This window comes from Curtobacterium sp. CFBP9011 (genome assembly GCF_034045095.1).
Taxonomy (GTDB): domain Bacteria; phylum Actinomycetota; class Actinomycetes; order Actinomycetales; family Microbacteriaceae; genus Curtobacterium.
This window is the reverse complement of record NZ_JAXCWN010000007.1, coordinates 74,441-86,964: the sequence shown is the minus strand read 5'-3', so window position 1 is coordinate 86,964 and position 12,524 is coordinate 74,441. Positions and strand designations below refer to the sequence as shown.

General features: G+C 71.0%; 11 protein-coding genes. 8 read left to right on the top strand and 3 right to left on the bottom strand.

Features of this window, described 5'->3' with window-relative positions; translation table 11 throughout:
- The first annotated feature begins 32 nt into the window (after nucleotides 1-32).
- Nucleotides 33-758 (top strand): lysophospholipid acyltransferase family protein, encoded by a 726-nt coding sequence (locus tag SOM35_RS14415; RefSeq protein WP_111075065.1) that lies wholly within the window; start codon nucleotides 33-35, stop codon nucleotides 756-758.
- Between the two features lie 121 nt (nucleotides 759-879).
- Nucleotides 880-2,226 carry a class II 3-deoxy-7-phosphoheptulonate synthase gene (locus SOM35_RS14410; RefSeq protein ID WP_290157595.1) on the top strand — a complete coding sequence of 449 codons (1,347 nt, stop codon included), beginning with the start codon at nucleotides 880-882 and terminating at the stop codon, nucleotides 2,224-2,226.
- Between the two features lie 78 nt (nucleotides 2,227-2,304).
- On the opposite strand, the gene pknB is transcribed toward SOM35_RS14410, so the two are convergent.
- Both pknB and SOM35_RS14400 read right to left on the bottom strand, forming a co-directional pair.
- Nucleotides 2,305-4,353, bottom strand: coding sequence for a Stk1 family PASTA domain-containing Ser/Thr kinase (gene pknB / locus SOM35_RS14405; protein ID WP_320515924.1), 2,049 nt, complete (start codon nucleotides 4,351-4,353; stop codon nucleotides 2,305-2,307).
- A 141-nt stretch (nucleotides 4,354-4,494) separates the two neighbouring features.
- Nucleotides 4,495-5,733, bottom strand: coding sequence for a LysM peptidoglycan-binding domain-containing protein (locus tag SOM35_RS14400; protein ID WP_308118873.1), 1,239 nt, complete (start codon nucleotides 5,731-5,733; stop codon nucleotides 4,495-4,497).
- Nucleotides 5,734-6,001: 268 nt separating this feature from the next.
- Between SOM35_RS14400 and SOM35_RS14395 the strand changes: the two genes are divergently transcribed.
- Nucleotides 6,002-6,358: an Rv2175c family DNA-binding protein gene (locus SOM35_RS14395; RefSeq protein ID WP_374107161.1), complete on the top strand. Its 357-nt coding sequence runs from the start codon at nucleotides 6,002-6,004 to the stop codon at nucleotides 6,356-6,358.
- Between the two features lie 155 nt (nucleotides 6,359-6,513).
- Here SOM35_RS14395 and SOM35_RS14390 read toward each other — a convergent pair whose 3' ends face one another.
- The gene (locus tag SOM35_RS14390) at nucleotides 6,514-7,632 is read right to left on the bottom strand and encodes a polyprenyl synthetase family protein (protein WP_290157567.1); all 1,119 of its coding nucleotides are present in this window, start codon (nucleotides 7,630-7,632) and stop codon (nucleotides 6,514-6,516) included.
- Nucleotides 7,633-7,716: 84 nt separating this feature from the next.
- Here SOM35_RS14390 and SOM35_RS14385 point away from each other — a divergent pair, with 84 nt between their 5' ends.
- The 5 genes from SOM35_RS14385 (at nucleotide 7,717) to SOM35_RS14365 (ending at nucleotide 12,495) form a co-directional block, all read left to right on the top strand.
- A complete protein-coding gene (locus tag SOM35_RS14385; protein WP_221849879.1) occupies nucleotides 7,717-8,115 on the top strand; it encodes a DUF3040 domain-containing protein in 399 nt (132 codons plus the stop codon).
- 365 nt (nucleotides 8,116-8,480) lie between these two features.
- Nucleotides 8,481-8,912, top strand: coding sequence for a division/cell wall cluster transcriptional repressor MraZ (gene mraZ, locus SOM35_RS14380; RefSeq protein ID WP_111075069.1), 432 nt, complete (start codon nucleotides 8,481-8,483; stop codon nucleotides 8,910-8,912).
- 104 nt (nucleotides 8,913-9,016) lie between these two features.
- Entirely contained in the window at nucleotides 9,017-9,970 is a 954-nt protein-coding gene (gene rsmH / locus SOM35_RS14375; protein WP_111075070.1) for a 16S rRNA (cytosine(1402)-N(4))-methyltransferase RsmH, read from the top strand.
- Between the two features lies 1 nt (nucleotide 9,971).
- A complete protein-coding gene (ftsL, locus tag SOM35_RS14370; protein WP_320515923.1) occupies nucleotides 9,972-10,691 on the top strand; it encodes a cell division protein FtsL in 720 nt (239 codons plus the stop codon).
- Nucleotides 10,692-10,725: 34 nt separating this feature from the next.
- Nucleotides 10,726-12,495 (top strand): peptidoglycan D,D-transpeptidase FtsI family protein, encoded by a 1,770-nt coding sequence (locus SOM35_RS14365; RefSeq protein ID WP_320515922.1) that lies wholly within the window; start codon nucleotides 10,726-10,728, stop codon nucleotides 12,493-12,495.
- Nucleotides 12,496-12,524 lie beyond the last annotated feature (29 nt).

Sequence of the window (12,524 nt, the reverse complement as noted above, 5' to 3'; positions counted from 1 at the left end):
GTCCGCACACCCACCACCCGACGGAGTCGACGATGCTCTACTGGCTGCTGAAGAACTTCGTGCTCGGCCCGCTCATCCTGACACTGTTCCGGCCGTGGGTGGTCGGACGCGAGAACGTCCCCGCCTCCGGCCCGGTCATCTTCGCGTCGAACCACGTCTCGTTCATCGACTCGGTGATCCTGCCCGCGGTGCTCGACCGTCGGATGTCGTTCCTGGCGAAGAGCGACTACTTCACCGGGCGCGGCCTCAAGGGCTGGGCGACGAAGACGTTCTTCAACGCGATCGGTCAGCTGCCGATCGACCGCTCCGGCGGCAAGGCGTCCGAGGCGTCGCTCCGCACCGGCCTGCAGGTCCTGGCCCGTGGCGAGCAGCTCGGCATCTACCCCGAGGGCACCCGGAGCCCGGACGGCAAGCTCTACCGCGGCCGCACCGGCATCGCCCGGATGGTGCTCGAGGGTCGGGTCGTGGTGGTCCCGGTCGCCATGGTCGGCACGCGTGAGGTCCAGCAGATCGGGCAGAAGTTCCCGAAGTTCAAGCGGGTCGGCGTCGTGTTCGGCAAGCCGCTCGACTTCTCGCGCTTCGAGGGGCTCGAGACGGACCGCTTCATCCTGCGCAGCGTCACGGACGAGATCATGCACGAGCTCCGGGGGCTGAGCCGCCAGGAGTACGAGGACGTCTACGCGACGAGCGTCAAGGAGCGGGCCACGAGCGCCCGCGAGAGCGTCATGCGCGAGCGTCGCTCCGCCGCCGGACGGTAAGATCGGACGGTCCCGCATCCGTCGGGACGCCGTCGCACCGTCGACGGCCGTGCGCGAACCACAAGACCGAGGTGCAGCCTTGTCCGAGTCGATCGACTCCCTCACCCTGCAGGATCCGGACCTGATCGCGGGCCTCGACCACTGGCGCACGCTCCCGATCAAGCAGCAGCCGACGTGGCCGGACCCCGCCGCTGCCGAAGCCGCCTCGGCCGAGATCGCCACGCTGCCGCCGCTCGTCTTCGCGGGCGAGGTCGACCAGCTGCGCGACCGTCTGGCCGCCGCCGCCTCGGGCCGGGCGTTCCTGCTGCAGGGCGGCGACTGCGCCGAGACCTTCGCCGGTGCCACCGCTGACTCGATCCGCGACCGCGTGAAGACGATCCTGCAGATGGCCGTCGTCCTCACCTACGGCGCCTCGACCCCGGTCATCAAGATGGGGCGGATGGCGGGCCAGTTCGCCAAGCCCCGCTCGAGTGACTGGGAGACCCGGGGCGACGTCACCCTGCCGGCCTACCGCGGCGACATCGTCAACGGCTACGACTTCACGCCGGAGTCCCGCCAGGCCGACCCCCGCCGTCTGGTGCAGGGCTACCACACGGCCGCGTCGACCCTGAACCTCGTCCGGGCCTTCACCCAGGGCGGCTTCGCGGACCTGCGGCAGGTGCACTCGTGGAACAAGGGCTTCGCCGCCAACCCGGCGAACGCCCGGTACGAGAACCTGGCCGCCGAGATCGACCGCGCGATCCAGTTCATGGCCGCGTGCGGTGCCGACTTCGAAGCGCTCAAGCACGTCGAGTTCTACGCCTCGCACGAGGGGCTGCTGATGGACTACGAGCGCCCGATGACCCGGATCGACAGCCGGTCCGGCCAGGCGTACGACACGTCCGGGCACTTCATCTGGATCGGGGAGCGCACCCGTGACCTCGACGGCGCCCACGTCGACTTCCTGTCCCGCGTCCGGAACCCGATCGGGGTCAAGCTCGGCCCGACCACCACGGTCGCCGACATGCAGGCCCTGATCGAGAAGCTGGACCCCGAGCGTGAGCCGGGCCGCCTGACCTTCATCACCCGCATGGGTGCCGGCAAGGTCCGTGACGAGCTGCCCAAGCTGCTCGAGGCGGTCAAGGGCATGGACGCCACCCCGCTCTGGGTCACCGACCCGATGCACGGCAACGGGCTGACGACGCCGAACGGCTACAAGACCCGCCGCTTCGACGACGTCGTGGACGAGGTCCTGGGCTTCTTCGAGGTGCACCGTGCGGTCGGCACGTACCCGGGCGGCATGCACGTGGAGCTCACCGGCGACGACGTCACCGAGTGCCTCGGCGGCTCGGAGCACATCGACGAGGCCACGTTGGCGACACGGTACGAGTCGCTCTGCGACCCGCGCCTGAACCACATGCAGTCCCTCGAGCTCGCCTTCCTGGTGGCCGAGGAGCTCCGCGCGCACCCGTCGGTCATCCGCGGCTGACGGTCCGCACCGCCTGCATGACGGGAGGCCCGACACCGGTCCGGTGTCGGGCCTCCCGTCCGTCAGGCGGTCGCGCCGCTACTGGTCGTAGGCCAGGGCGATCGTGTCGCCCTTGTGCACGGTGGCGCCGGCGGCTGGGTCCGTCGCAGTGACCGGCAGCTTGCTCTTCCAGTCGTAGAAGCCGCACAGGATGTTCGTGCAGTCCGGGTAGCTGACCTGGAGCCCGAGCGCCTTCAAGGTCGAGGTGGCTTCGTCGATCGTCTGCCCCTTGACCGACGGCATCGTGATCGGCACCGGCCCCTTCGACACGACGACGTCGACCGCCGTGCCCTTGACGGCGGGGTCGTCGGCGGGGGCGGCGGAGATGACCTGGCCGTCCGGTACCGAGTCGCTGAACTGCTGCGTCTGGCTGCCGAGCACCAGGCCGACGCCCTGCAGCGTGCTGGTCGCGTCGGCGACGGACTTGCCGGTGACGTCCGGGACCGCTCCGAGGGAGACGGTGAGCGTGACCGGGCCACGCTCCGGGTACTGCTCGACGGTGGTCAGGTCGAGGGCGCCGGAGCCGTTGCGGCCGGTCGCGGCGATCACCGTGTCGGCGGGGACGTCGGCGGAGAACTGGTACTGCGGGTCCTGCAGGTCGAAGTCGTCGTCGAGGGCCGCGCGGGCGGTGGAAGCGGACTGCCCGACGATCGCCGGCAGGCTGATCATCCGCGGGCCGCTCGAGACGACGATGCGGATGGCGGTGCCCTTCCGCACTTCGCGATCGGTGGGCGGCTGGGTGGCGGTCACCAGGCCGGCTGCGACCTCGAGGTCGGGGCGGCTCGTCGTCGCCTCGGCGGCACGCAGCCCGTTGGACGCGAGGGCCTGTCGGACCTGGGAGACCGTCTTGCCGGCGACCGCGGGGATCCGGACGTTGCCGCCCGGTCCGGGGCCGTACCAGGCGGCGACGCCCGCTCCGACGAGGGCCAGGACGAGCACGACGACCAGGGCGATCCAGCCGCGCTTCCGTCGCTTGGCGGACTTGTCGGCCAGGCGCTGGCCGGCCGGTGACAGGGTCGCAGTGACCGCGCCGGTCCGGCGGGGGCCGGGCGCGTTCCGAGGGCCGGGCGCGTTCCGGGGACGCGGCGGAGTCTCCTGCGTGCCCCGTCGGTCGAGGACCGTCGTGTCGTGCTCGCTCGCGTCCTCGACGTCGTCCCCGAAGGCCGCGGCGCCGGCGCTGCCACCGGACGGGAGGATCGCGGTCGCGTTCTCGGGGCGCAGCACGGCGGTCCGGTACTGGCCGGTCGCGCGCTGCTGCACGCCCGCCATGTGGTCGAGCATCTCGCGGGCGTCGAGCGGCCGGTCGCGCGGGTCCCGTGCGGTGGCCCAGGCGACCAGGTCGTCGAGTTCGGCCGGGACACCCGGCAGCGCGGCGCTCGGTGCGGGGACCGTGTCGTTCGCGTGCTGGTAGGCGATCTGCATCGGCTGCTCGCCCTTGTAGGGCTGCTCGCCGGTGAGCATCTCGTAGAGCATGATGCCGAGCGCGTAGATGTCGCTGCGCGAGTCGGCGGCGCCGCGGGTGACGAGCTCGGGGGAGAGGTACGCGATCGTGCCGAGCAGGGCCGCGCCGGTGGCGGTGTTCGCGGTGGTGGCGCGCGCGAGGCCGAAGTCGCCGAGCTTGATGCGGCCGTCGTCGGCGAGCAGGACGTTCTCGGGCTTGAGGTCGCGGTGCACGATGCCGGCACGGTGCGCCGAGGCCAGGCCGGCGAGGACCGCGCGGAGGATGTCGGTCGCCTGCTCGGGCGTCAGCGCACGGTGCTCGTGGAGCAGGTCGCGGAGCGTGATGCCCGGGATGTACTCCATGACGATGTAGACGCAGTCGTCCTCGGCACCCTGGTCGTAGACGCCGACCAGGTTCGGGTGGGACAGCCGGGCTGCCGAGCGGGCCTCCTGGATGAAGCGCTCCCGGAACGCCTGGTCGTCCGCCAGGTGCCCGTGCATGATCTTCACGGCGACCCGGCGCTCCAGGCGCACGTCGGTCGCCAGGTACACGGTCGCCATGCCGCCGCGCGCGATGCGGGAGCGGACGCGGTACCGCTGATCGATCATGCGACCGATCATCGGGTCCGTGGCGGCGTTCGTGGTCATCTGCGGCATTCTACGAATCCGGACGGGGAGGACCGGCACCGGCGCACCGGTCGTTACACGATCTCGACCGGAGGGATGACCCGGCGGTGCCGATCAGGCTGCTGGCCGGCGTGGTGGACGGGAGGTCCGCCCGTGCGGACGTCAGAGCGAGCGGAGCCAGGCGTGGGCGGACTGCTCCCACTGCGCGTAGGCCTTCGGGTACGCGGAGCGCTGGACGGCCTGCGCCGCCTCGGTCACGCTCATCGACGACCAGCCCGGGATGTCGAGCAGGCCGGCCGTGACGCCCGGGTTCGGGTTCCGCGACCCGCCGAAGAACAGCTCGGACGCGTACACGGTGTCCCGCAGCTGACCGGCGGTGCCCCAGCCCTGGCTCGGACGCTGCTGGAACAGGCCGACGGAGTCGCGGTCGCCGTGGGCGAGGTTCCGGAGGTTCGACTCCTGCATCGCGGTCGCCAACGCGATGACGAGGCCACGGTCCGAGACGCCGAGTGAGCGACCGACGCGGACGATGGTCGCGGCGTTGGCACGCTGCTCGGAGGAGAGCGACGGGCCGCTGGAGGGCAGGACGAGGGTGCTGCCGGCGTAGATCGTGCTCGTGTAGGTCAGACCGTTCGCCGCGAGCAGCGACGACACCGAGACGCCGTGCGTCGTCGCGACGGAGAGGATCGTGTCGCCGTTGCCGATCGTCACGGAGCCGGCACGGTGGACGGTGGCGCTCGTGGTGGGGGCGGCGCTCGGTGCGGCGGGCCCGGCGGTCGTGGCCGTCTTCGTGGCACTGGACCGACCGGCCGGCACGCGGAGCGACTGCCCGGGGTAGATGACGCTGCGCTGCGAGAGCTCGTTGGCGGTGAGCAGTGCGGCGGTCGACACGCCGACCTTCGCCGCGATGCCGGAGACGGTGTCGCCCTGCTTGACGTGGTAGCTGGCGGTCGTGGTGCTCGACGTGACCGCACCGCCGACCGGGGTCGAGGCGAGCCGCAGCGTCTGGCCCGCGTGGATGATCGTGTTCCAGCCGAGGCCGTTGCGGACCAGGATCTCCTGCGCGGACAGCCCGTAGCGGCTGGCGATCGCAGAGACGGTGTCGCCCTGGCGGACGGTGTAGGTGGTGGGTGCCGCGGAGCGGGTGGCGGCGACCGTCGTGACGACCGGCTGCTGCTGGCGGGCGACGGCGGTGCCGAAGACCGGGCCGGAGCCGAGGTTCCGGTCCTCGTCGACGTGCCGACGGTTCGAGTCGTCGTCATGACGCTGCTCGATGTGGGCGATCGGTCCGGTCAGGCCGGCCGTCACCGCGATCGTGCCGGCGAGGACGATCGGCATCGTCGCGAAGCGCGACGAGCGGAGGCGTCGGGCTGCCTCGTCGGGGGTCGTGTCCCTGTCCACGGTCGTTCTCCTGTCTCCGCGCGTCGTCGGCACGGGGTGGGTCTGTCGGCCGTGTGTGCACGTACACGGCACACACAGGTGACCACACGCTGACACGCTGTGATTCCCAAGTCAACCAGAGCGCCGGAAGTTGTGCTCGTGACTGCTGTGACTCATGTGACTGGAGTGACTGGAGCGAGCCGTCCGCGATCCGCGATCCGCGGTCTGCGGAGGGCATCGGGATGGCAGGTGCTGCGGAGGCCCGTCGCGCTCTGGCACGATGGGACCTGTGAGTGCTGCCCTTCCCGGAGACGACGCCCTGTCCGAACGCTGGCTGACCGTGCCCGACCTGGTCGACCTGCTGGGGGTGAGCCCCGGCCGCGTCCACCGCCTGTTCGAGGAACGGACCCTGCTGCCGGCACGGGTCGACGGTGTCCTCCGTGTCCCGTCCGAGTTCCTCGACGACACCGAGCCGCTGCCCTCGCTGCGCGGCACCCTCATCGTCCTGGGCGACAACGGGCTCACCGACGACGAGGCCGTCCGCTGGATGCTCACCGAGGACGAGGCGATGGGGACGACGCCGATCGCCGCGCTCCGTGCGAACCGCAAGGCCGAGGTCCGGCGCGCGGCCCAGGCGCTGCTCTAGCGACGCCGGTCGCGGCGGTCGCGACCCCCTGACAGACGGGAGGCTCCCCACCGGGCACGGCCGCCGCGCCGCTGGCGCGTCGCGTCGGAACCGGCCGGCGTGGGCCCAGGTACCAGCTGGTACCGGGCCTCCCGTCCGTCAGGGGGTGCGCTGGGTCAGGCGGACCGGCGGCTGACCGTGTCCGCGAGCGACGCGAGCTGCTCGCGCGCCGACGGCGTCAGCGGCGACGCGTCGAGTGCGGCCTTCGCGCGCTGCACGTGCCGCTCGATGGAACGCTCGACCGCGCTGACCGCACCGGAGTCGGTGAGGGTCGCCCGGAGCATCTGCACCTGGTCGTCGTCGAGGTCCGGGTCACCGAGCAGCTCGTCGAGCAGCTGGCGGGCGCCGACCGGCAGGGACTTGCGGGCCGTGGCGACCAGGACGGTGCGCTTGCCCTCGCGGAGGTCATCACCGGCGGGCTTGCCCGTCACCTCGGGGTCACCGAACACGCCGAGCATGTCGTCGCGCAGCTGGTACGCCACGCCGAGGGGCAGGCCGAACGACCGCAGGCCGTCGAGCTGGCTGGCACTGGCACCGGCGATGAGCGCCCCGATGAGCAGCGGCGCCTCGACCGAGTACTTGGCGGACTTGAAGACGATGACGCGCTGGGCCCGGACGAGCTGTTCGGCGTCGTCGACGGTCGGCCAGGCGGTCTCCTCGTGGATGTCGAGGTACTGACCCGCGGTCACCTCGAGTCGCATGGTGTGGAACTCCTGGCGGACGACGCGGGCGCGCACCGGGTCGAGGAGCGCCAGGGCCTCGTCGAAGAGGGAGTCGCTGAGTGAGAGGAGCATGTCGCCGAGCAGCAGCGCGGCGTTGGTGCCGTAGAGGGCGCGGTCGCCGACCCAACCGGAGTCGGCGTGCTGCGACTCGAAACGGCGGTGCGCTGCCGGACGCCCGCGACGGGTGTCCGAGCGGTCCATGATGTCGTCGTGCACCAGGGCGGCGGCGTGGAAGACCTCGAGCGCGGCGGCGGCGGTGACGATCGCCTCGGCCGTGGTCTGCCGAGCGCCTTCGGACAGCGGGTCGAACGAGCCGGAACGGCCCGCGACCGACTGCCAGCCCCAGTAGCAGAACAGCGCCCGGAAGCGCTTCCCGCCGGACAACAGGTCTCGTGCGAACGTGTCGAAGGAGACCAGGTCGGGACTGATCGCCGCGAGGCGGTCGCGCTGCTCGTCGAGAGCCCGATCGATCCGCGCCGAGACGAGGTCCACTAATCGCGTACTCTCAGCCACGGTCCTTACCTTAGTGGGTGGTCCGGTCGTAAGATCGATCCACCCCTTCCACCGCGTCGATCCCAGGAACCAGAGGGAACCAAGATGCCACTCTCGGAGCAAGAGCAGCGCCTCCTCGAAGAGATGGAGCGGAGCCTCTACCAGAACGACTCCGACTTCGTGGCGCGCGTCACTCGCCGCCAGGGCCGTCCGACGTACACCGCGATCACGATCGGTGTCCTGATCGGACTCGTCGGCGTCGGCGTGATCGTCCTCGGGCTCGTCATCAAGCAGCCCCTGATCGGTGTGCTTGGCTTCGTCGTCATGCTGGCCGGGGTGCTCTTCGCCCTGCGGCCCGGTGGTCGGACCCCGACCGCACGACCGGCACGCGGTGCCTCCGCCCGACCTGCCCGCGGCGGTGCCCGCCCGTCTCGCGGTTCCGGCGGCGGCTCCTTCATCGACCGGATGAACGAGCGCTGGGACAAGCGCAACCAGCAGGACTAGTTCCTCCACATCCCTCCACGGGGTCGGCCTTCCCAGGCCGGCCCCGTTTTTCGTGCCCCCGGCGGCCTCCGGCGTGCCCCCCGGCGTGGCCCCGGGGCGGGAAAACACCGGTGTTCGTCGGTCGCGCCGCTCCATGACGCGGCGTGACAGACGAACACCGGTGTTCTGCGCGCCCGGATCCCTCCACTGCGCTCCACCGGGGCGGGAGGGCCGTGGTTGCGCGGATCCGATGACCTCCGGCGGGGCGTGGGTGCCCCCAGAAGGGGTGCCGGAGGCTGAGAGTGGGGCAACAGAGCAGCGAAGTGGAGGGAAGTGGAGTAGCGTGGGGCGAGACGAAGACCGGTGGAGCTGACGGGAGGCCCCGAGTGCTGCTCGGTACCCATGCCCCGAAGCTCGACGAGAAGGGTCGCGTGATCCTGCCCGCCAAGTTCCGGGACGAACTCTCCGGTGGTCTCGTCATGACCCGCGGCCAGGAGCGGTGCGTGGTCGTCTTCAGCGCCAGGACCTTCGAGGAACTCCACGAGCGGATCCGCCAGGCGCCGATGACGTCGAAGCGCACCCGCGACTACATGCGCCTGTTCCTCTCCGGAGCGAGCGCCGAACAACCCGACAAGCAGAACCGCGTCACCATCCCGCAGAACCTCCGCGAGTACGCGGGGCTCGAGCGGGACCTGACGGTCATCGGCAGCGGTGACCGCGCCGAGATCTGGTCGACCAGTGCCTGGGAGACCTACTACGCGGAGACCGAAGAGGCCTTCGCCGAGAACGACGAGGAGGTGATCCCGGGGATCTTCTGATCCGTGGATCGAGACTCCCAGCCGTCCGCCCTGACACACCTTCCCCGGTGTCAGGTCGCATGGATGGGGATCCGGACCCACGGCCCAGGAGTCCAGGGGCGCACATGGCAGCACCGGAGAAGTTCCCGCACACCCCCGTCATGCTCGAGCGGATCGTCGACCTCTTCACGCCGACGCTCGAGGGACCGGGCAAGGTCGTCGTCGACGCCACCCTCGGCATGGGCGGTCACTCCGCCGGTCTCCTCGAGCGCTTCCCGGAGCTGACCCTCGTCGGACTCGACCGCGACACCGACGCCCTCGGCATCGCGGGGGAGCGGCTCGCCCGCTTCGGCGACCGCGTGCACCTCGTGCACACCGTCTACGACGAACTGCCCGAGGCGCTCGACGGCCTGGGCATCGACGCGGTCGACGGCGTGCTGTTCGACCTCGGTGTGTCCTCGCTGCAGCTGGACCGGGCCGAGCGCGGGTTCGCCTACAGCCAGGACGCCCCGCTCGACATGCGGATGGACCGGACGCAGGGCATCACCGCTGCCGAGGTCCTCGCCGACTACGACGAGCGCGAACTCCGTCGGATCTTCCAGCGCTACGGCGAGGAGAAGCTCGCCGGCCGGTACGCGAAGGCGATCGTCGAGCGTCGGACCGAGCGACCGTTCACGATGTCCGGCGACCTGGTCCAGGTGCTCCACGACGCCACCCCGGTCGCGATCCAGCGGCAGGGTCACCCGGCCAAGCGGGTCTTCCAGGCGCTCCGCATCGAGGTCAACACCGAACTCAGCGTCCTCGAGCGGGCGATCCCGGCCGCGCTCGACCGCATCCGGGTCGGCGGCCGCCTGGTCGTCGAGTCGTACCAGTCCCTCGAGGACCGCATCGTCAAGCGGGCGCTGGTCGAACGGACCACCTCGAGCGCCCCGGCCGACCTGCCGGTGGAACTCCCCGAACACGCGCCGACCTTCGCGCTCGTCGTCAAGGGCGCCGAACAGGCCGACGACGCCGAACGCGCCGCCAACCCCCGAGCTACCCCCGTGCGCCTGCGCGCGGCCGAGCGGATCCGGAAGTGACATGAGCACGAACCTCGCACTCGTCGACCCTGTCGTCGCCCCGTCGCGCGCGCCGCGTCCCGACTCCGTCCGCCCCGAGCGCCAGCGTCCGGAGCTCGTCGAGGTCACCCCGACCAAAGCGCAGCGCCGTGCGCGGCCCCGGGTGGCGTACGCCATCGTCGCGATCGCCGCCCTCGGCCTGCTGCTGCTGGCCCAGCTCGGCATCAGCATGGCGCTCAGCCAAGGCGCCTACACGCTCAGCTCGCTGAAGACCGAGCAGACCGGGCTCACCCGCACCCAGGCGTCCCTGTCCGAGGGGCTCAAGGTGCTCGAGTCGCCGCAGAACCTGGCCCGTAACGCCCAGGCGCTCGGCATGATCGCGAACTCGACGCCGGTGTACCTCGACCCGAAGACCGGCACCGTCTACGGCACGCCGACCCCGGCCACGCCGGAAGAGGCGACCGGCAACACCGCCAACCAGGTCCCGAACTCCCTGCTCGGCGACGTCCCGCTCGCGGCGCGCCCCGGCGACACCGCGACGAGCAAGGAGAACAGCGCTGCCGCTCCGGCCGCCGCTGCCGCGGCTCCTGCTGCTTCGCCAGCTGCTGCTGCTCCGGCTGCCGCTCCGGCCGCCGCGGCCGACACTGAGAAGGCCGGAGCGTCCAGCGCGTCGGACCAGCCTTCGGCGAAGTCCTCCGTAGAGTCCGACGCGAACCAGCTCCAGGCACCCACGACCCGGTGACCGAGGGCTCAGCACCACCCCGGGAAGGCCGCTCGTGACGAAGACGCTCCGCAACCGACGACTGCGCTACAGCGTCGTGATGATCGCCGTGATCGCGCTCGTCGCGGTGTTCGTGGTCCGGCTGGTCGACATCCAGGTCGTGCAGGCCGACGAGCTGTCGCAGGCCGCCGAGTCGAAGCGCAGCATCCCGGTCACGCTCTACGGCACGCGCGGGACGATCGTCGACCGTGACGGTACCGCGCTGGCCGAGAGCGTGGTCCGCTACAACATCACGACCTCGCCGCGCCTGGTGAAGTCGTTCGAGGGCAAGCTCGGCGGCACCCGCGTCAAGGACGTCTCGGTCGACCAGGCCCTCAGCGCGATCGCGAAGGCCTCCGGCGGCGACGTCGCCACCATGCAGAAGAACATCGCGGCCGACCCGAAGTCCGACTTCGCGTACCTGGTCAAGGGCATCGACGTCGCGCACTACGAGGCCGTCCGTGCCCTGCAGGTGCCGTGGCTCTACCCGGAGCAGCAGGCTGCCCGGTCCTACCCGACCGGCGCGGCCACCGGCAACGTGACGGGCTTCATGGGGACCGACGGTGCCCAGGCCGGCCTCGAGCTGGCGTACCAGAAGTGCCTCGCCGGCACGAACGGCTCCGAGACCTACGAGCGCGGTGAGGACGGCGTGCAGCTGCCGGGCAGCACCGTGACGCAGAAGCGCGCGAAGGACGGCGGGACGCTCGTCACCACGATCGACAGCGACCTGCAGTACATGGCGTCGCAGGACATCGCGGACGCCGCCCAGCAGCTCAAGGCCGAGTCCGCCACCGCCACCGTGGTGAACGCCAAGACCGGCGAGGTCCTGGCCGTCGCGGACTACCCGACGGTGGACCCGAACGACGTCGACGCGACGAAGGACCCCGGGGCCTACGGTTCCCGCGCCCTGACCGCCGCCTACGAGCCCGGTTCGACGATCAAGGCCGCGATCGCCGCCGCCCTCATCGACAAGGGCCTGGCGAGCCCGACGACCCAGGCGGTCGTGCCGTACTCGCGCACCTTCCCCTGGGGCGGGACGATCCACGACTCCGAGTTGCACCCGACCGAGAACCTGACGCTCACCGGCATCCTCCGGGACTCCTCGAACGTCGGCATCACCGAGCTCGGTTCCAAGCTGACGACCCAGCAGCGGTACGACGTGATGCGCGAGTTCGGCCTGTTCGAGCCCGAGTCCGCGATCGACTACCCGGGCCAGCCGACGATGAACTACGGCGCGAGCCCCCAGTGGGACAAGCAGACCGACATCAACTCGATGTTCGGCCAGGGCATCTCGACGACGGCCATGCAGGTCTCGAGCATCTACCAGACGCTCGCGAACCAGGGCGTCCGGATCCCGCTGCACATGGTGAAGGGCTGCCAGACCGAGGACGGCAAGACGATCGACGCGCCCGACGTGCAGAGCAAGCGCGTCGTGTCGGCCGCAGCGGCCACCCAGACGGTCGACATGCTGCAGAGCGTGGTGACCGGCGGGACCCTGGTCGGCATGAAGCCGATCTCGGGCTACAACATCGCCGCGAAGACCGGAACGGCCGAGGTCGCCGACGGCGCCAAGGGCTACGGCGCGGACCGTATCATCTCGGTGGCCGGAATGGCACCCGCCGAAGACCCCCAGTATGTTGTCACGGTGACGTTCACGAAGCCGCAGACCACCAAGTGGTCGAGCGGAGCGGCTCCGGCGTTCCGCACACTCATGTCCCAGGTGCTCGAGAAGTACCGAGTCGCCCCCTCCACGACACAGGCGCGGACCTACCCGTCGACCTGGTAGGACGACCCGTCCACGTGGAGAGGAAGAAG

Bases quoted from the DNA above. Each gene is read 5' to 3' on its own strand.
- SOM35_RS14415 (WP_111075065.1), top strand. From the start codon at position 33: ATGCTCTACTGGCTGCTGAAGAACTTCGTGCTCGGCCCGCTCATCCTG.
- pknB (WP_320515924.1), bottom strand. From the start codon at position 4,353: ATGACCACGAACGCCGCCACGGACCCGATGATCGGTCGCATGATCGAT.
- SOM35_RS14385 (WP_221849879.1), top strand. From the start codon at position 7,717: ATGCCACTCTCGGAGCAAGAGCAGCGCCTCCTCGAAGAGATGGAGCGG.
- rsmH (WP_111075070.1), top strand. From the start codon at position 9,017: ATGGCAGCACCGGAGAAGTTCCCGCACACCCCCGTCATGCTCGAGCGG.
- ftsL (WP_320515923.1), top strand. From the start codon at position 9,972: ATGAGCACGAACCTCGCACTCGTCGACCCTGTCGTCGCCCCGTCGCGC.